Origin of the sequence: Mycobacterium sp. MS1601 (genome assembly GCF_001984215.1) — a bacterium.
In the GTDB taxonomy this organism is placed as follows: Bacteria; Actinomycetota; Actinomycetes; order Mycobacteriales; family Mycobacteriaceae; genus Mycobacterium.
Map to the genome: position 1 here is coordinate 138,817 of NZ_CP019420.1, position 18,225 is coordinate 157,041.

Below are 18,225 nucleotides of genomic sequence, written 5' to 3' on the forward strand. Positions count from 1 at the left end.
ACGCAACAACGCCCCTTTCAGGGCCGGTCCACCACATTCTGCAGCTGTTCGCCGCGATCCAGGCGCACGATGTTGGCGGCGATGTCGTCGACCCGTCCTTCGAAGGTGTCGCTGGTGATGCCGCAGGAGTGTGGGGTCATCAGGATGTTCGGCAACGCATCGAACGGGAACGCACTGGGAGCGCCGACACCATCGGAGCCTGGATAGCTGTACCAGACATCGATTGCCGCCGCTGCGATCACACGATCTCGCAAGGCCTCGTAGAGATCTCGCTCCACCACCAGCGGGCCACGGCCCACGTTGATCAGCACGCCACGCGAGCCGAGAGCCCGCAACTGCGCCGCCCCGATCATGCCCGTGGTGACGTCGGACAGAGGCGCCGACACCACCACGATGTCGCAGTCATCCATCAGCGCGTCGAGGGCAGAGGTGTCAGCGGCCCAATCCAGCCCGAACTCCCCTGCGTCCACACGTCCAGATCCCGTCACCGCCACGCCGGTGGAACCGAACGCCTGAAACAGCTTCCACGCGCGTTGACCGATATGCCCGAAGCCGACGAACCCCACCCGAGCACCACCCACGGTCGGCAACTGCGGCAAGCCGCTGTCATATACCGACGTGGCCCAACGCCCGTCACGCAGGGCCCGGTCCTGGGTCAGGAAGTCGCGGCGCAGCATCACCGCCGCGGCCACGATGTACTCGGCGATGGATGCCTCATGATGAAATGTGTTGGCCACCAGCACACCCGGGGCCAACGCGGCAAAATCCACCTTGTCGGTACCGGCGCCGGCCGCGTGCACCAGTCGGATCTTCTCCGCGATACCCGCCAACTCCGCGCCGAACCTCCCACCGACGTAGACGTCGGCGTCCGACAGATCATCGGCGAGTTCGGCAGGACCACAACCCACCCGCCACACCACTTCACAGGACGATGGCAACGCGGCCTCGAACCGCTGCCGGTGTGGCACCAGATTCACGTCGGCAACAAGGATCTTCATCGGTCTAGCGCCGGACGCTTGCTGTCGAACGTCCACCCGGGCACCAGATACTGCATCGCGATGGCATCGTCGCGGGCGCCAAGGCCTTCCTTCTGATACAGCTCGTGGGCCGCAGCCACCGCCTCAAGATCCAGATCGACACCGAGGCCGGGACGGTCCGGCACCGTCAGGTAGCCGTCGACGATCTCGTAAGGCTCGGCGGTGATGCGCTGGCCGTCCTGCCAGATCCAGTGGGTGTCGATGGCGGTGATGTCACCGGGTGCCGCGGCGGCCACATGGGTGAACATCGCCAGCGACACATCGAAGTGGTTGTTGGAGTGCGACCCCCACGTCAGACCCCAGGCATCACAGAGTTGCGCCACCCGCACCGACCCGTTCATGGTCCAGAAGTGCGGATCCGCCAGCGGGATGTCCACCGCACCCGCACGAACGGCATGTCCCATCTCGCGCCAATCGGTGGCGATCATGTTCGTCGCCGTCGGCAGACCGGTGGCCCGCTTGAACTCCGACATCACCTCACGCCCGGAGAACCCGCCTTCGGGACCCACCGGGTCCTCGGCGTAGGCCAACACGTCGCGAAGGCCCCGGCAGGTGCGGATGGCATCGTCCAACAGCCAGCCGCCGTTGGGGTCCAAGGTGATGCGGGCCTCCGGGAAGCGCTCGGCCAAAGCCCTGACAGCCGCAGCCTCCTCCGCAGCCGGGAGCACACCGCCCTTGAGTTTGAAATCAGCAAAACCGTAACGCTGCCTAGCTGCTTCAGCCAAGCGGACCACAGCCTCGGGAGTGAGTGCCTCTTCGTGGCGCATTCGCAGCCACGGGTCGTCCGAGGAGTCGTCGCACAGGTACGCCAAATCGGTCTTGGTGCGATCGCCGACGAAGAACAGATACCCCAGCGCTTGCACTTTGGTACGTTGCTGGCCGTCGCCCAGGAGTGCCGCGACCGGCACCTCCAGGAACTGGCCCAGCAGATCCAGCATCGCCGACTCCACGGCGGTCACCGCGTGCACCGTCACCCGCAGGTCGAACGTCTGCGCTCCGCGCCCAGCAGAGTCGCGCGAGGAGAACGCCGACCGGATCGAGGCCAGCACTGCGTGGTAGTCGCCGACACCGCGGCCGACCACCAGCGGGCGGGCGTCCTCCAGGGTGCGACGGATCGGTTCACCGCCGGGTACCTCGCCGACGCCGCTGCGTCCGTCTGAGTCGGTGAGGATCACCAGGTTGCGGGTGAAGTAGGGCGCGTGTGCACCACTGAGGTTGAGCAGCATGCTGTCGTGCCCGGCGATCGGAACCACCGTCATTTCCGTGACAACCGGGGTGCGTGTGCCGACGTTCATCTCCAGACCTTCATCTTTCCTTGTCATGAGGCGAACCACTTGTCGCCGTTGGCCAGCGGTCGCACCACTCGAGACACTTTGTCGCACACGGTGTGCAGGGCCTGGACTATCTCGGCCTCTCGTTGCGGTGTCAACCGCGACAACGGAACCGACGCGCTGATGGCGTCCTGCGAAGGTTGGCAGTAGCGCAGTGTCACCGCAAAACAGCGCAGTCCCACGGTGTTCTCCTCGTTGTCGACCGCATGCCCCCGCACCCTGATCTCCTCGAGGGCTTCCTGCAGCAGCGCGTGATCGGTGATGGTGTGAGGTGTCAGCGGCGCCAAGGCCAAGGGAACATGGGTAGCACGTCCGACGCCGAACCGGTCGGCCAACAGCGCTTTGCCCAACGCGGTGGCGTAGGCGGGCAGTCGACGGCCCACCCGGCTGGCGTTGCGCTGGTACTGCTTGGACTCCCGGGTGGCCAGATACACCACGTCGGTGCCGTCGAGTCGGCCCAGGTGGAATGTCTCGTCGAGATCGGCACGCAGCTCGTCGAGGAACGGAGTGATCAGCGGCAGGTATGGGTCGCTGTCGAGGTAACTGGTACCGACCAGCAGGGCGCGCATCCCGATGCCATACAACGTCCCGGAATCATCACAGCGCACCCAGCCCTGCAACATCAGTGTGCGCAGCAGGGCGTGCGCGCTGCTGCGCGGCATGTCCAGTGCCGAGCAGATCTCCCGGATCCGTGCGGGCCTGTCTTGACGGCCCGCGAGGTATTCCAGCAGCTCGACGGTGCGCACAGCGGACTTGACCTTGCGAATACTGACATCACCCGCGTCGACGGTCACGGTGTCTTCCTCTCTAGATCAGCTGTTGGGTGATCAGCACCGTGGCGCCCAGGGCAGACACCCCGATGGCCAACCAGCGCAGCCGCGTGGGGTCCAGCAGACGGTTGACGAAGCGCGACAGCACGTAACCGAGCACCGTCGCGGGCACGAACAGCGCGAAGGTCGTCACGGTGTGTCCGCCCACGGCGCCGCTCACCCACAACACCCCCAGCGACATCACCGAACCCACCAGGAAGAATCCGCTCATGGTCCCGCGCAGGCGAGCGCCGCTGTTGCGTTGCCACACCAGCGCCATCGGCGGGCCACCGATCGACGTCGCGGTGCCCAGCAGACCTGACGTCGCCCCTGCCAGCACTACATTGCGCCTGCGCGGAGCAGGCACCCAACCTGCGCTGGTCAGCACGACTCCCAGCAGCACCACCGCGGCCAGCAGCACCGCCAGCCCCTTCTCCGGCAGCGCCGTCAGCAGCAGCGCCCCGGCGATGGTGCCAGGAACTCGGCCCAGCAGAGCCCATTTGGTCCCGTTGAGGTCTATGTCCTCGCGCTCGCGCACCGAGACGAGCAGCGTGACGAACGTCGCCAGCATGATCAGCGTCCCCGGAATCAGCGACGGGTCCACTATCGCGACGACGGGTGCGGCCAGCATCCCCATCCCGAACCCGATCGAGGCCTGCAGGCAGGACGCCAGCAGCACCGCCGCCGTCACCACCGCGAATCCGGCCACGGTCATCGTTCACGCCGGGATCGCCGCGCTCTGTTCCTGCCCAAGTGGATGGAAGCACTCCGCGCGGTGCCCCTTACCTGCGGTGTCGAGCACCAACGGCGGTCGCGCGGTGGCACATTCATCGGCGGCCTTCCAACAGCGGGTGCGGAACCGGCAGCCCGACGGTGGGTTCAGTGGTGACGGGATCTCGCCCTTGAGCAGGATCTTCTCGGTGCGGTGTTCCGCGTTGAGCTTGGGCGCGGCCGACATCAGCGCCGCGGTGTACGGGTGGTTGGCACGGTCGAACACCGAGTCGGTGACACCGGATTCCATGATGCGGCCCAGGTACATGACGGCCACCCGGTCAGCGACGTGGCGCACCACCGACAGATCATGGCTGATGAAGATGTAGGAGATCTTCAGTTCCCGTTGGAGTTCGTTGAGCAGATTGAGCACCTGGGCCTGGACCGACAGATCCAGCGCGGACACCGGCTCGTCGCAGATGATCACGTCGGGGCGCAGCGCCAACGCCCTGGCGATACCGATGCGCTGCCGCTGACCGCCGGAGAACTCCTGTGGGTACTTGTCCGCCGCCTTGGCTCCGAGGCCCACCATGTCCAGCAGGCCGCGCACCCGCATCTCGCGGTCTTTGCGCCCCGGATACAGCGTCTTGTGGGTCCGCCACGGCTCCGCGATGATCTCGCCCGCTGTCATCCGAGAGTTCAGCGAGGCGTAGGGGTCCTGGAACACCATCTGCACCCGCCGCCGAAACGACAGCAGTTCTTTGCCTTTGAGTGTGAACGGGTCGATACCGTCGAAGGTCACCGAGCCCGAGTCCGGCCGCTCCAGCATCATCAGGGTGCGAGCCAGCGTCGACTTGCCGCAGCCGGATTCCCCCACCAGCCCCAGAGTTTCGCCGCGAGCCAGATCCAGGTTGATGCCGTCGAGCGCGGTCAGGGCGTTCTTGGCGCCGGGGATCTTGAAGGTCTTGGTGAGTTCCTTGACCTGCAGCACCTTGTCGGACTTGCGCTCCTGATCAGACATTGGAAACCTCCTCCGGGAAGTGGCAGGCTGCCTTGCGTCCGACGCCGCTGACGCTCAGGGTGGGCCTCGAGCTGGCGCACACCTCGCTGGCCAGGGGGCAACGAGCTTGGTAGACACAGCCTTTGGGAATCGAATGCAAGTCCGGCGGCGCACCGCCAATGGACTTGAGTTCCTCCCCGCGCACCGCGTCGACGGGCACCGAGTTCAGCAAGCCCTTGGTGTAGGGGTGTTTGGGGTTGGCGAAGACCTCGGCCACCGGCCCGGTCTCCACCACGTTGCCGGCGTACATGATGGCCACCCGGTCGGCCTCCTCGGCCACCAGTGCCAGGTCATGGGTGATCAGTACCACGGCCATGTCGTACTCTGCGCGCAGATCCCGCAACAGCGCCATGATCTGCGCCTGCACTGTCACGTCGAGCGCGGTGGTGGGTTCGTCGGCGATCAGCACGCTGGGGTTCAGTGCCACGGCCATCGCGATGAGCAGGCGCTGCCGCATCCCGCCGGAGAACTGGTGCGGGTAAGAGTCCACGCGGGTCTCGGGCTGCGGAATCCCCACTCGCGCCATCAGTTCGATGGCCTTGCGCTTGGCCTCCTTGGCCTTCATCCCCTGATGGATCTGGAACGGCTCGGCCAACTGCGCCCCGACGGGGTACAGCGGGTTGAGCGCGGTCAGCGCGTCCTGGAACACGATGGCCAGTTCGGTGCCTGCCAGCTTGCGCCGCGTCTTGCGATCGACGGCGAACAGGTCCTGGTGCGCCAGCACCGCGGTGCCGCGGGTGACTTCGGCCACCGGCTCGAGCAGACCGACCAGGGCGGTGGCCGTCATCGACTTGCCGCAGCCGGATTCACCCAGCAACGCCAGGGTTTCGCCGCGATAGGCCTCGAATGTCACTCCGTTGACCGCGCGCACGGTGCCGGCGATGGTGCGGATGTCGACGCAGAGATCGTCGACCTTGAGCGCCGGGTCGGATTCGACCTTCGGTGCGCTGGTGGTGTGATCTTCCAACACAGTCATGTAATTCAGCCTTTCCAGGGCCTAGCGGTTAGTTGGCCGAGTGAACCGGGACAGACGCTTCTGCGGGACGGTGAGCCGCCAGCGCTGCGCGGGATCGGTGGCGATCCGAGCCCAGGCTGCGAGGATGGTGGCCGAGACGGTGGTGATGACGATGGCCAGACCGGGGAAGAACGACAACCACCACGCGGAGTGCAGGTAGGTGCGACCCTGAGCGACCATCAGGCCCCAGCTGACGTCGGGCGGCTGGATGCCGATACCCAAGAAGCTCAGTGAACTCTCTGCCAGCATGACGTAGCAGAAGTCCAGGGTGGCGACGGTGAGCAGGGTGGGCAGCACCACCGGCAGCACGTGCCGGGTGATGATGGCGCTGCCGCTGGCTCCGAAGGTGCGCGCGGCGTCGACGAACACCCGGGTGGACAGCTCCGCCGATTCGGCGCGGGCGGTGCGCAGATACACGGGGATGCGGGTGATGGCCAGCACCGCAACGATATTGGCGGCACTCGGGGAGAACACGTAGAGCACCACCACGGCCAGCAGCAGCGACGGGAAGCTCATGATCACATCGGCGACGCGCATCGCCAGGGTTTCGCGCCAGCCCCGGTAGAAGCCGGCCCACATGCCGATCAGGGAGCCGACGACCGCGCTGATCACCACCGCGGGAATGGCCACCGACAGGGTGGTCTGGCTGGCCACGATCAGCCGGGCCAGCATGCTGCGCCCCAGCGGGTCGGTGCCCAGGATGTTGGCCCAGCCGTGGCTGAGGGTAAACGGCGCCTGGTTGGAGTTGTCGAGGTCGATGCGGGTGGCCAGGTCGCCCATCAGCCACGGTCCCAGCAGGGCGGTGAGGAACACCAATCCCAGCACCACCGCTGCGGCGGCGGCCACCCGATCGTTGACCAGCAGTCGGTACCAGGTGGAGCCCGACCGCTTCTTGGTGGTGTCGGCCTCGCCGACGATCGCGGTGGTCGGTTTGACCGGGACCATATCGATTTGAGTGCTCATGACGTGGCTCCCTCAGACTTTCGCGGGCTCGCGGACGCGGGCATCGAGCAATGCGTAACAGGCGTCGATGAAGATGTTGAGCAGGAAGATCGACACCGCGGTGAGCAACACGGCGGCCTGCAGTACCGCGAAGTCGCGTTGCAGGATCGCGTCGATCATCAGCTTGCCGATTCCGGGCCACCCGAAGATGGCCTCGACCACCACCGCACCGTTGATGAGGCCGACGGCGAGATCACCTGCGACGGTCAGTGCCGGGGCGGCGGCGTTGCGCAGCGCGTGGTGAGTGACAACGCGGAAGTCACCGGCGCCCTTGCTGCGGGCCAGCCGGACGTACGGCGCCGACAGCGCGGAGACCATGGCGCCGCGGACCACCTGGGTGAGCACACCGAGGGGACGGATCATCAGTGTGGCGATCGGCAGGATCCACGACAGCATGCCCGCGTCGGTGCCGGAGGTGGGCAGCCAGCCCATGAGTACCGCGAACAACCAGACACCGGTGATGGCGAACCAGAAGTCGGGAATGGAGGCAGCGGTCATGGAGAGCAGCGACGAGAAGCGGTCGGCCAGCGAGTTGGGCCGGTATGCCGCCCAGCAACCGATCACCACGGCCGCCACGATGGCCAGCAGCATTGTGGTGATGGCCAGTTGGAGTGTGGCGGGAAAGGCCCGCAGCGCCATGGTGGAGGCAGACTCCCCGGTCCGCAGCGAGGTGCCGAAGTCCAGGTGCAGCACACCGGAGAAGTAGTCGACCAGCTGGTTCCACACCGGCTGGTCGAGGCCGTTGGCCTCGGCGAACTCGGCCCGCTGGGCTTCGGTGGCCGATTCGGGCAGGTAGAGGCTGGTGGGGTCACCGGTGAGGCGGGCCAGGAGAAACACCCCCAGCAGCACGATGATCAAAGGTATTGCGCTGGTGTACATCCGGCGCCGGACGAACGAGAACATGGGCAGGGCCTTCCTGGGCGGGTCAGGTGTTGGCGGGTTCGGAGGTCGCGAAGGTCATCTCGGCCAGTCGCATCTCGTCACCGGTCGCGGAGTTCGGGGTGTAGGCCACCCGGGCGGACTTGCCGAGGATGCCCTTCATGTGGGCCAGGTAGGCCATCTGCATGATCTCCTGGGGCTCTTCGGCGAACAGTTGCGCGAACGCGTTCTGTCGTTCGTCACCGGTCAGTGCTTCGGCGGCACGGATCTTGGCGTCGAATTCTGGTGTGCCGTAGGCAGCTTGCGGACCATCCGAGAGCATGTACTGGTCCAGGGTGAAGGCGGCGTCACCGGCCTGGTTGCCGTGCTGGATCATCAGCAGGTAGGGGCCCGTATTGGCCGGGAACGGCCGCAGCTGGTATTCGAGTTGTGCTGCGGTGTCCATCATCTCGATCTTGACGTTGAGGCCGATGTCGCTGAATTCGCTCTGCAGCACCTCGATGGTCTCGGCGATCTTGGGGAACTGTGCGGTGCGCCCGATCAGTCGGATCTCGTTGTCCACCGGCACCCCGTCGGCCCTGGCCTCGTCGATGAGCTGCTTGCCCTTCTCCGGGTCGTACGGCCATATCGGCAGGTCCTGGTTGTAACCCACCACACCCGAGGGGATCAGCTGCGAGGCCGGGTCGCCGAGGCCGCGGAACAGGGCCTTCACAATGCCGGGGCGGTTGACGGCGTAGTTGATCGCCTGCCGCACCCGGATGTCGTTCAACGGCGGTTCTGCTGCCTGGATCCGCAGTGCGGTGGTCTCGTTGTTCTGGAACGGCACACCGAGCTCGCCCGCCCCGTCCTCGGGACCGAGAGAGGTGGCGATGTCGGCCTCGTCGTTGGTGATCATCGCGGCACGGACGCTGCCCTCGCTGCGCCACTGGTACTCGGCACGGGCGAAGGCCGGCGCGGCACCCCAGTAGGTCTCGTTGCGGGCCAACGTGAGTTTCTGCCCGTAGTCCCAGTTCGCGATGGCGTACGGTCCGGTACCGATCGGCTCACGCACCTTCTCGGCGGTGCCGGTGCTTCGCGGGACGATCTCGACGAACGAAAGCCGCAGCGGCAGAATCGGATCGGGGCTGGCGGTGGTGACCGTCAAGGTGGTGTCGTCCATCACGTCCAAGCCCAGTTCCTCGTCGCCGAAGACGTAGCCGTCGACGTTGCACTGCAGGTCGGAGTTGACGGCCCGGTCGATGGAGAATGCTGCGTCCGCGGCGGTGAAGGGGGCCCCGTCCGAGAACGTCACGCCCTCCCGGGTCCGGAAGGTCCACTGGGTGGGGGCGGTCTGCTCCCATTCGGTGGCCAGCAGCGGCAGCAGATCGCCGGTGTCGGGATCCCGCTCCACCAGCGGCTCGGTGATGTTGGAACGCACCACGATGCCGGTGGAGGTCAGCGAGCTCTCACACGGTTCCAGGGTGGGCGGTTCCTGGGAGAGCACCACCCGCAGGGTGTTCGGGTCGTAGCCGCCGTGGCCCGAGTTGGCGACTGTGCAGCCGCTGGCGGTCACGCATACCCCGGCCAGGGTCACGGCCATCACGCGGCGGGAAATCGGGCCAGCGTGGCTCATGGGGTCCTCCAGGTGTCGAGAGTGTGGAGTTGGGAAAGCTATGCGCGGGGCTGGTGCGCTAGTGACGTCCACGTATGTAGATGCGGCTTGTGATCGCAGACACACGGTATGAATGCGCCGACAACCCCGTCAACCCCGGCATAACGGCCCGACAGTGCCTGTTTTTGACCGCTCGACACCCGCTCCGCACGCCCGCGGCACCGAGGAAATGATGCTTGACCAGGACTTTTCAACGAGCATGACGGCGATCCATGCTGCGAGTTGCACCCCGCGGGCCTAGTTATTCACTTTCGGCAACAAACGATGCTATTTCCGTGTTGGACAGGTATTCGCGGGCAGACTTACCGTCGCTACATACCGTAGGAGGACAACTGCTGTGACCAGTCTTGGCCAGACTCCCGCCACCGTGCTGCAGGTGGGCCCGCTCAAACCGTCGTTGCAGGACACCCTGCGCACGTCGTTCGGGGCTGCATTGCTGCCCGCCGATGCTGACCAGCGTGCGGCGTTCCTGGCCGTACACGCAGATGAGGTCACCGTGACCGTCACCTCGGGGCGCACCGGGGTGGACGCGCGCCTCATCGACGCGTTGCCGCGGCTGGCCGCCATCGTGCACTTCGGCGTGGGGTACGACACCACCGACCTCGTTGCCGCCGCCGCCCGCGGCATCGTTGCCAGCAACACCCCCGACGTGCTGACAGACTGTGTGGCCGACACCGCCGTGGGGTTGATGATCGACACGCTGCGCGGGTTCTCCGCCTCCGACCGCTATGTCCGGGCCGGCTTGTGGCCGTCAGGCAACTATCCGCTGACCCGGCAGGTCAGCAACACCCGAGTGGGCATCATCGGACTGGGCCGCATCGGCAGCGCCATCGCGGCGCGCTTGACGGCCTTCGGCTGCCAGATCTCGTATCACAACCGCCGGCAGGTCCCCGACTCACCGTTCACCTATGTCGACTCCACAGAACAACTTGCCGCGCAGGTGGACGTCTTGGTGGTGGCAGCTGCGGGCGGCGCCGATACCCGCCATCTGGTCGACGCGAAAACCCTTGCCGCCCTTGGCCCTCAGGGGTACCTGATCAATGTCGCGCGCGGCAGCGTCATCGACGAGGACGCCCTGGTGGCCGCCCTGGTCGAGGGCAGGATCGCGGGTGCGGGGTTGGATGTCTTCACCCATGAGCCCGCGGTTCCCGAAGTTCTGTTCGGCCTCGACAACGTGGTGCTGCTCCCCCATGTCGGCAGTGCGACGGTGCAGACCCGCGCCGCCATGGAGGAGCTGACGCTGCGCAACCTCGACAGCTTCCTCAAGACCGGTGAGCTGGTGACACCCGTCCCGATGCCGTCGACCGTCTGAGGCTCAGGCGAAAGCGTCTTCGACCAGATCGTCGGTGGTCCACTCCCGCGGCGGCAGCACGTCTCTGAGCAGCCTCAGCAACGCCGGGTTGGTGGAGTCACCGCGCCACACCGCGTCCAGCTCCACGGGCCGCTCCCGGAACGCACCGATGGTCCGGAACACCACCCCCTCCGGGCGCAGTGTCGACGCCGAAGCCGGCACCAGGGCGATCCCGATGCCGGAACGTACGAGCACCAGCATGGTGTGCACCTGTGTGACGTACTGGACATAGTGCGGAGTGGCCCCGGCGATGGTGAACGTGCTGATCAGCAACTCGTTGAAGTAGCGCGCCTGCACCGGCGAGTACATGATGACGTCCTGGCCGTCGAGATCGGTCAACGTCAGTTGCCGGGGTAGCTGCACCAGTGGATGCTCCGCCGGCAGCGCGGCGACCAACTGTTCGTGCAGCAGCGGCCGTGACACCAGGCCGGGACGTTTCAGGGGTGGCCGGGCCATGCCCAGATCCAGCTCGCCTGTCATCAGACCCTCGATCTGTGCGGCCGTCACCATCTCCCGGAGTTCGAGCTTCACATCGGGAAGGGACGCGCGAGCACTGTCGAGAAGCCGCGGCAGCACGGCATGCGCCGAGGCTGCGGTGAAGCCGATGACGACAGTGCCGAGGTCACCGGCCGGTACGCGCTTGACGGTCAACGCGGCGCCTTCGGCCAGCTGGAGAATGCGGCGGGCATCCGGCAGGAATGCCACCCCGGCCGGCGTCAGCGTCACCGAGCGGGTGGTGCGGTCGATCAATTGGACACCGAGTTCGGTCTCCAGCTGCTGGATCTGACGTGACAGCGGGGGCTGCGTCATATGTAGACGCTCGGCAGCCCGACCGAAGTGGAGCTCCTCGGCGACCGCGATGAAACAAGACAGCCTCGCCAGGGAAAACATGGCAAACTCCGATGCACTCTCCGCATAACTGGGTGGTTGTTATGCCCCTAGGCGCATCAGTGTACGGAGCAGAACTACCAGCGGGGGCTGATCGCTTCGAATGCCGGGTCAACGCTCTGCATATAGCCCGTGTCATCCCTGTCACGGATTCCACTCCGTAGGTATTGCTGGTGCAGGGCGTCCAGTGCGTCGGCGTCGATCTCGATCCCCAGACCCGGGGTGGTGGGCAACGCCACCGCGCCGTCCCGGATCTCCAGCACACCTGGTTTCACCACGTCGTTTACCTCCGCCTCGGCCTTCCATGGCCAGTGCGTGTCGCACGCGTAGGTGAGGTTGGGGGTGGCCCCGGCCAGGTGCACCATGGCGGCCAGCGAGATGCCCAGGTGGGAGTTGGAGTGCATCGACAGGCCCAACCCGAAGGTCTCACAGATGCTCGCCAGTTGTCGGGAGCGCTGCAGGCCGCCCCAGTAATGATGGTCGGAGAGCACCACTTTCACGGCGTCGGCGGCAACCGCGGGTTTCAGCTGATCAAAGGCCACCACACACATGTTGGTGGCCAACGGCATCGGTGCCTGCTGGGCGACGTCGGCCATACCCTCGATGCCCGGGGTTGGGTCTTCGAGGTACTCCAGGATGCCGGCAAGGCCGGAGGCCACCTTGACCGAGGTCTGCGGTGTCCACGCGGCGTTGGGATCCAACCGCAACGGATGGTTGGGGAAGGCCTTGTGCAACGCCTCGATGGCGGCCATCTCCTCCTCGGGCGGGAACACCCCGCCTTTGAGTTTGATTGCAGTGAAACCATATTCACCGACCATGCGCTGCGCCTGGGCGACGATGCCCGCCGGGTCCAGTGCCTCTCCCCAGGAGTCCGGTTCCCCGCCGGGATGCGCCGCCCATTTGTAGAACAGGTAGGCGCTGAACGGCACCGTCTCGCGCACCGCGCCACCCAGCAGATCGGACACCGGGCGCCCGCTGGCGTGGCCCTGCACGTCCAGGCAGGCCACCTCGAACGGGGACAGCACTTGATCCACGGCGCTGGCCGAGGTGATCATTCCCGCGGTGCCGACGGCAGCGTCGTCGCCACGCAACCGTTCGGCAATGGCGGCGCGGATGGCGTTGAGTGCGAACACATCCAGACCCGTGATGGCCTCAGCGGCCGCCTCCAGCCGCGCCAGATGCCTGCTGTCGGCGTAGGTCTCCCCCAGCCCGACCAGACCCGAGTCCGTGTCGAGCTGGATGATGGCCCGCAGCGCGTAGGGTTGATGCACGCCGACGGTGTTGAGCAGCGGCGGGTCCTCGAACGCGACGGGGGTGATGCGAGCGCCGGTGATCCGGATGGCACCCGACATCAGCGCACCGCGGCGAGTTCGTTGGCGAGCACCGCCCGACCGGCCTTGATCATCTCGGCCAGTTCAGCGACGTCCTTGGGTGCGGCATCGACCAGCGGTGCACGCACCGGACCGGCTTCGATGCCCTCCAACGTGACTCCCGCCTTGATCAGCGAGACGGCGTAACCGGGCACGCTGTCGCGCAGCCGCACCAGCGGGTGGAAGAAGTCGCGCAGCAGGGCGGCGACCAGCGCTTCGTTGCCGCTTTCCAGCGCCTCGTAGAAGGCCAGTGCCAGTTCGGGCGCAAAAGCGAAAGTGGCCGAGGAGTACAGCGTCAGACCAATGGCGCGGTAGGCCTGCTGGGACACCTCGGCGGTGGGCAGTCCGTTGAAGAACTGGAACGGCTTGCCGGTGGCGGCGAGCGAGTCGGTGACGGCACGCACGATGCGGGCCACCCGGTCGATGTCGCCGGTGCCGTCCTTGAAACCCACGACATTGGAGATATGAGCCACCTCGACTGCTGAGGCCTCGGTGTATCGGGCGTTGGCGCGGTTGTAGACGATCACCGGCAGCGACGTGGCCCCGGCAACCTCTTTGGTGTAGGCCACCAGACCGGCCTGCGGCACCGACACCAGATACGGCGGCAGCAGCAGGATTCCGTCGGCACCGGCGGTTTCGGCGGCTGTGGCGAAGACCTTGGCCTGGGCCACGGAGCCACCGGCTCCGGCGTACACCGGGACGCGACCTGCCACCGCCTCAACCGCGGTGCGCACCACGGCGGCGTACTCGCCGACCTCCAGTGCGTGGAATTCGCCGGTACCGCATGCGATGAAGACACCGCCGGGGCCGGCGTCGACACCCTTGGCGACGTGCGCGGCGAGCTTGTCGAGATCAACGTCACCGGCTGCGGTGAAGGGGGTGACGGGGAAGAACAGAACGCCGTCGAGTTGGGTGGCCGAGCGCATGGTCAGGTCTCCTATGTGGTGTCGGGATGTCAGTCTTGGGTGAAGCGGCCGTCGATGAGCCGCCAGAGGTTATCGGGGTTGCCGTCGGCAATGGCGCTGGGCAGCAACGCCTTCGGCACGTCCTGGTAGGCCACCGGCCGTAGGAATCGTTCGATTGCCTTGGCGCCCACAGAGGTGGTGCGTGCGTCCGAGGTAGCCGGGAAGGGGCCGCCGTGCACCATCGCGTAGCCGACCTCGACTCCGGTCGGCCACCCGTTGAACAGGATCCGCCCGGCCTTGAGCTCGAGTACCGGCAGCAGCCGGGCTGCTTCAGCGACATCGGAGTCGTCGGTGTGCACTGTCGCGGTCAGTTGACCTTCGAGTTTGCTTGCCACCGATGCCATTTCGTCGGAGTCGGCGCAGCGGATCACCAGGCTGGAGGCACCGAAGACTTCCGCCTGCAGCACCTCCGAAGCCAGGAAGCTGGCAGCGTCGGCGGAGAACAGCGCGGCTCGGCAGGCGGTCGGGCTGTCGCCGTCCCTTCCACGCGCCACCAGGTCGGCGGCGCCCTCGAGGTCGCGAACTCCCTCGGCGTAGCTCTTGGCGATGTTGGGAGTGAGCATCGGGGTGGGAGCCGCCTGCGCCAGAGCGTCGGTGGCCGAGGCGACGAAGGTGTCGAGGTCGGGACCGTCGACGGCAATGACCAGTCCGGGGTTGGTGCAGAACTGTCCTGACCCCATGGTCAACGAGCCGACGAACGCGGCACCGAGTTCGTCGGCTCGGGCGCTGAGGGCACCGGCAAGCAGGAACACCGGGTTGATGGAACTCATCTCGGCGTACACCGGGATGGGCTCGGGGCGAGCCGCGGCCGCGGCCACCAGAGCGGTTCCGCCGGAACGGGATCCGGTGAATCCGACGGCTTTGATGCGGGCGTCGGTCACCAGGGCGGTGCCGAGTTCTCGTCCCGAGCCGAACAGCAGGGAGAACGTGCCTGCGGGCAGGCCCGCGTCGGCGACGGCTTTGGTGACGGCGCGGCCGACCAATTCGGAGGTTCCGGGGTGGGCGTCGTGCGCCTTGACGACAACCGGGCAGCCGGCGGCCAGCGCGGAGGCGGTGTCGCCGCCCGCCACCGAGAACGCCAAGGGGAAGTTGCTGGCGCCGAAGACCGCCACCGGACCCAACGGCACGGTGCGCTGGCGGATGTCGGCGCGTGGTGCCGGCGTGCGGTCTGGCTGTGCGGGATCGATGCGCGCGCCGTTCCAGCTGCCCTCGCGCAGCACGGCGGCGAACAGTCGCAACTGCCCGCAGGTGCGGCCCACCTCGCCGGTGATCCTGGCCTGGGGCAGCCCGGTCTCGGCCGAGGCGCGGGGGATCAGCACCGCGGAGATGGCCTCGATGTTGGACGCGACGGACTCCAGGAACCGCGCGCGGGTCTCGGAGTCGGTGGCCCGGTACGGCCCGAAGGCCTCGGCGGCGGCGGCGCAGGCGGCCTCGACCTGGGTGTGGTCACCGTGGCGGTAGACCGGCTCGAGAGGCGTACCGGCCGCGGGGTCGAATCCCCGGACCTCGATACCGATACCCGTGACCATCGTCCCTGCGACGATCATCTGGCCGGTCAGGGTGTCGTTGTCCGTCTCAGAAACAAAGGTAGTCACGTCGCCAACGCTAGGCTCGCCATCCATTCCTGTCCAAGACTCTTTTTGCCTCCAAAAATGCAGAAATCGCATCAATCCAGTATTTGATCAAATATCTGAAATCGCCGTATATTCGAGCGGGCGGTGCATCCACCAAGCGGTTGACCGGTACGCCCGTCAATGTCACGAAGGACAGCTATGGATCTGGACTGGTCGGACTCGGAACTCGCCTTCCGCGACGAAGTGCGCACGTTCCTCGATGAGAAACTGACCCCGGAGCTTCGTCGGGCAGGACGCCTGATGACCAGTGTGTATGCCGATCACGAGGCCGCCATGGCGTGGCAGGCGATCCTGCACGAGCGCGGGTGGGCGGCTCCGGCATGGCCCGTCGAGTACGGCGGCTGCGACTGGTCGCTGAGCCAGCACTACCTCTTCAGCCGAGAATCCACCCTGGCCGGTGCTCCCACTCTGTCGCCGATGGGCATCCGGATGGTGGCCCACGCCATCATCCGATTCGGCACTCCGGAGCAAAAGGACTTCTTCCTGCCCCGCATCCTCACCGGTGAGGTGTTCTTCTGCCAGGGCTACTCCGAACCCGAGTCCGGGTCCGATCTGGCGTCGCTGCAGATGGTCGCCGTCTCCGACGGTGACGATCTCGTGTGCACCGGCTCCAAGATCTGGACCACCCACGCGAGCGAGGCCAACTGGATGTTCGCCCTGGTGCGCACCTCTCGCTTGGAGCGCAAGCAGCAGGGCATCACCTTCGTTCTGATCGACATGAGCACCCCGGGCATCGAGATCCATCCGCTGGTGATGACATCAGGCGAAGAAGTGCAGAACCAGGTGTTCTTCTCTGGTGTGCGGGTGCCGAAATCCAATGTGCTCGGGCACATCGACGACGGCTGGACCGTGGCCAAGTACCTGCTGGAGTTCGAGCGGGGCGGGGGCGCCACCGCGCCGTGGCTGCAGGTGATGGGCGAGCAGATCGCCACCGCCGCCGAGCAACCCGGGCCGACGGGTGGACGGCTGATCGACGACGCCGCGTTCTCCCTCAAACTCGCCGACGCCCGGATCCGCACCGAAGTACTCGAGATCCTGGAGTTCCGCACCCTGACCACCGTCGCCGAAGGCAAGAATCCGGGTCCGGCATCATCGATGCTCAAGGTGTTGTCCACCGAACTCAGCCAGACGCTCACCGAACTCGCGCTGGAGGCCGCCGGTCCCCGTGGCCGCGTGTATCAACCGCACGCCACCGCTCCGGGTGGGCCGGTGGCGGGTTACCAGGCCCCCACCGACGGCTACGTCTCGGGCGAACCGTGGCAGGCCGTTGCCGCACTGAAGTACTTCAACGATCGCGCCGGCTCGATCTACGCCGGCAGCAACGAAATTCAACGCAATATCCTGGCGAAAGCGGCATTGGGGCTGTAGATGGACTTCAAGCTCACCAACGAACAAGTGCTGCTGCGCAACGGGCTGACCAAGTTCCTGGCCACCCGCTACGACCTGGAGAAGAGCCGCGCCGCGGCCAAGAGCGGACCCGGCTGGCAACCGGAGATCTGGCGCGGGTTCGCCGAGGAGCTGGGCGTCCTGGCCGCCACGTTGCCCGAGGACGCGGGCGGTCTGGGTGGTGGACCGGTGGAGACGATGGTGATCGCTGAAGCACTGGGCCATGCACTGGTGGTGGAGCCGTACGTGGACACGGTGGTGGTGGCGGGCGGGCTGCTGCAGCGTGCCGGCGGCGCACGCGCCAAGGCCGTCCTGGCGGCCATTGCCAAGGGCACTGCCGTGGTGGCGCTGGCGGTCACCGAAGCAGACACCGGCGACGATCTCGCCACCACAGCCACCACCGCCGACCGCAACGGCGACAACTGGGTGGTCAACGGCGCCAAGGTGGTGGTGCTCAACGCTCCCCTGGCCACCCACCTGCTGATCGCCGCACGGACCGACGTCGGAGTGTCCTTGCTGTTGACCGACTTCGACGCGGCCGATCCTCCGGCCGGGGTGACGGTGCACCCGTACCGAACCATCGACGACCGACGCGCGGCCGACCTCACGTTCGACGGCCTGAGACTATCTGCGGACGCCATGCTCGGGGAAGCAGAGGCGTCGCTACTGCGCGCCCGTGACGAAGGCGCGGCCGCCGTGGTGTCCGAAGCCGTGGGCGGAATGCGCAAAGTGCTGGCCGACACGGTCGAATACAGCAAGCAGCGTCAGCAGTTCGGCCAGCCGATCGGAAGTTTCCAGGTGCTGCAGCACCGCATGGTGGACATGTACATGGAACTCGAACAGGCGGTGGCCGCCGCGTATCTGGCGGTGCTCAATCTCGGCGCCGAACCCGCCGCCCGCGCCCGCGCGGTATCGGCCGCCAAGGTCACCGCAGGCCGGGCGGCCAGATTCATCGGGCAAAACGCCGTGCAGTTGCACGGTGGCATGGGTATGACAGAGGAGCTCGCCGTCGGCCACTACTTCAAGCGACTGACCGCCATACAGTACGAATTCGGGACTACTTCAGCTCATCTGAGTAGGTATGCCGAGTTGACGAAGCCCTGACTGCGGCCAGCCGAACAGGTGAAGATCCCGGG

Annotated in this window: 16 protein-coding genes; 3 read left to right on the plus strand and 13 right to left on the minus strand. The window is 66.5% G+C overall.

What is annotated here, in order from left to right:
* Positions 1–17 precede the first annotated feature (17 nt).
* From BVC93_RS00700 to BVC93_RS00740, 9 genes are read right to left on the minus strand one after another with little or no spacing between them, the layout of a single operon-like run.
* Positions 18–998, minus strand: coding sequence for a 2-hydroxyacid dehydrogenase (locus BVC93_RS00700; RefSeq protein ID WP_083735483.1), 981 nt, complete (start codon positions 996–998; stop codon positions 18–20).
* Positions 995–2,332, minus strand: coding sequence for a glucarate dehydratase (gene gudD, locus BVC93_RS00705; protein ID WP_083740702.1), 1,338 nt, complete (start codon positions 2,330–2,332; stop codon positions 995–997). The genes BVC93_RS00700 and gudD overlap by 4 nt, the downstream gene beginning before the upstream one ends.
* Positions 2,333–2,355: 23 nt before the next feature.
* A complete protein-coding gene (locus BVC93_RS00710; protein ID WP_157516714.1) occupies positions 2,356–3,162 on the minus strand; it encodes an IclR family transcriptional regulator in 807 nt (268 codons plus the stop codon).
* Positions 3,163–3,175: 13 nt separating this feature from the next.
* On the minus strand, positions 3,176–3,892 hold the full coding sequence (locus BVC93_RS00715; RefSeq protein ID WP_083735484.1) for a sulfite exporter TauE/SafE family protein: 717 nt from the start codon (positions 3,890–3,892) through the stop codon (positions 3,176–3,178).
* Between the two features lie 3 nt (positions 3,893–3,895).
* Positions 3,896–4,909, minus strand: coding sequence for an ABC transporter ATP-binding protein (locus BVC93_RS00720; protein WP_083735485.1), 1,014 nt, complete (start codon positions 4,907–4,909; stop codon positions 3,896–3,898).
* A complete protein-coding gene (locus tag BVC93_RS00725; protein WP_083735486.1) occupies positions 4,902–5,924 on the minus strand; it encodes an ABC transporter ATP-binding protein in 1,023 nt (340 codons plus the stop codon). The genes BVC93_RS00720 and BVC93_RS00725 overlap by 8 nt, the downstream gene beginning before the upstream one ends.
* A gap of 21 nt (positions 5,925–5,945) precedes the next feature.
* Positions 5,946–6,926, minus strand: coding sequence for an ABC transporter permease (locus BVC93_RS00730; RefSeq protein ID WP_157516715.1), 981 nt, complete (start codon positions 6,924–6,926; stop codon positions 5,946–5,948).
* Positions 6,927–6,938: 12 nt separating this feature from the next.
* Positions 6,939–7,868, minus strand: coding sequence for an ABC transporter permease (locus BVC93_RS00735; protein WP_083735488.1), 930 nt, complete (start codon positions 7,866–7,868; stop codon positions 6,939–6,941).
* Between the two features lie 22 nt (positions 7,869–7,890).
* Positions 7,891–9,423 (minus strand): ABC transporter substrate-binding protein, encoded by a 1,533-nt coding sequence (locus BVC93_RS00740; protein ID WP_157517151.1) that lies wholly within the window; start codon positions 9,421–9,423, stop codon positions 7,891–7,893.
* 409 nt (positions 9,424–9,832) lie between these two features.
* Between BVC93_RS00740 and BVC93_RS00745 the strand changes: the two genes are divergently transcribed.
* Complete coding sequence (locus BVC93_RS00745; protein WP_083735490.1) at positions 9,833–10,807, plus strand: 2-hydroxyacid dehydrogenase; 975 nt, start codon at positions 9,833–9,835, stop codon at positions 10,805–10,807.
* A 3-nt stretch (positions 10,808–10,810) separates the two neighbouring features.
* Here the strand turns inward: BVC93_RS00745 and BVC93_RS00750 are convergent, their stop codons facing one another.
* The 4 genes from BVC93_RS00750 to BVC93_RS00765 all read right to left on the minus strand — a co-directional run bounded on the left by BVC93_RS00750 (position 10,811) and on the right by BVC93_RS00765 (position 15,616).
* Positions 10,811–11,737 carry a LysR substrate-binding domain-containing protein gene (locus BVC93_RS00750; protein ID WP_083735491.1) on the minus strand — a complete coding sequence of 309 codons (927 nt, stop codon included), beginning with the start codon at positions 11,735–11,737 and terminating at the stop codon, positions 10,811–10,813.
* 74 nt (positions 11,738–11,811) lie between these two features.
* Entirely contained in the window at positions 11,812–13,086 is a 1,275-nt protein-coding gene (locus tag BVC93_RS00755; RefSeq protein ID WP_083735492.1) for a glucarate dehydratase family protein, read from the minus strand.
* Positions 13,086–14,030, minus strand: coding sequence for a 5-dehydro-4-deoxyglucarate dehydratase (locus BVC93_RS00760; protein ID WP_083735493.1), 945 nt, complete (start codon positions 14,028–14,030; stop codon positions 13,086–13,088). The genes BVC93_RS00755 and BVC93_RS00760 overlap by 1 nt, the downstream gene beginning before the upstream one ends.
* Positions 14,031–14,059: 29 nt before the next feature.
* Positions 14,060–15,616, minus strand: coding sequence for an aldehyde dehydrogenase (NADP(+)) (locus BVC93_RS00765; protein ID WP_442929057.1), 1,557 nt, complete (start codon positions 15,614–15,616; stop codon positions 14,060–14,062).
* Positions 15,617–15,841: 225 nt separating this feature from the next.
* Here BVC93_RS00765 and BVC93_RS00770 point away from each other — a divergent pair, with 225 nt between their 5' ends.
* Positions 15,842–17,071 carry an acyl-CoA dehydrogenase family protein gene (locus BVC93_RS00770; RefSeq protein WP_083735495.1) on the plus strand — a complete coding sequence of 410 codons (1,230 nt, stop codon included), beginning with the start codon at positions 15,842–15,844 and terminating at the stop codon, positions 17,069–17,071.
* The gene (locus BVC93_RS00775; RefSeq protein WP_083735496.1) at positions 17,072–18,193 is read left to right on the plus strand and encodes an acyl-CoA dehydrogenase family protein; all 1,122 of its coding nucleotides are present in this window, start codon (positions 17,072–17,074) and stop codon (positions 18,191–18,193) included. It abuts the gene before it with no gap.
* Positions 18,194–18,225 lie beyond the last annotated feature (32 nt).

Bases quoted from the DNA above. Each gene is read 5' to 3' on its own strand.
- BVC93_RS00700 (WP_083735483.1), bottom strand. From the start codon at position 998: ATGAAGATCCTTGTTGCCGACGTGAATCTGGTGCCACACCGGCAGCGG.
- gudD (WP_083740702.1), bottom strand. From the start codon at position 2,332: ATGAACGTCGGCACACGCACCCCGGTTGTCACGGAAATGACGGTGGTT.
- BVC93_RS00715 (WP_083735484.1), bottom strand. From the start codon at position 3,892: ATGACCGTGGCCGGATTCGCGGTGGTGACGGCGGCGGTGCTGCTGGCG.
- BVC93_RS00720 (WP_083735485.1), bottom strand. From the start codon at position 4,909: ATGTCTGATCAGGAGCGCAAGTCCGACAAGGTGCTGCAGGTCAAGGAA.
- BVC93_RS00725 (WP_083735486.1), bottom strand. From the start codon at position 5,924: ATGACTGTGTTGGAAGATCACACCACCAGCGCACCGAAGGTCGAATCC.
- BVC93_RS00730 (WP_157516715.1), bottom strand. From the start codon at position 6,926: ATGAGCACTCAAATCGATATGGTCCCGGTCAAACCGACCACCGCGATC.
- BVC93_RS00735 (WP_083735488.1), bottom strand. From the start codon at position 7,868: ATGTTCTCGTTCGTCCGGCGCCGGATGTACACCAGCGCAATACCTTTG.
- BVC93_RS00740 (WP_157517151.1), bottom strand. From the start codon at position 9,423: ATGGCCGTGACCCTGGCCGGGGTATGCGTGACCGCCAGCGGCTGCACA.
- BVC93_RS00750 (WP_083735491.1), bottom strand. From the start codon at position 11,737: ATGTTTTCCCTGGCGAGGCTGTCTTGTTTCATCGCGGTCGCCGAGGAG.
- BVC93_RS00755 (WP_083735492.1), bottom strand. From the start codon at position 13,086: ATGTCGGGTGCCATCCGGATCACCGGCGCTCGCATCACCCCCGTCGCG.
- BVC93_RS00760 (WP_083735493.1), bottom strand. From the start codon at position 14,030: ATGCGCTCGGCCACCCAACTCGACGGCGTTCTGTTCTTCCCCGTCACC.
- BVC93_RS00765 (WP_442929057.1), bottom strand. From the start codon at position 15,616: ATGATCGTCGCAGGGACGATGGTCACGGGTATCGGTATCGAGGTCCGG.
- BVC93_RS00770 (WP_083735495.1), top strand. From the start codon at position 15,842: ATGGATCTGGACTGGTCGGACTCGGAACTCGCCTTCCGCGACGAAGTG.
- BVC93_RS00775 (WP_083735496.1), top strand. From the start codon at position 17,072: ATGGACTTCAAGCTCACCAACGAACAAGTGCTGCTGCGCAACGGGCTG.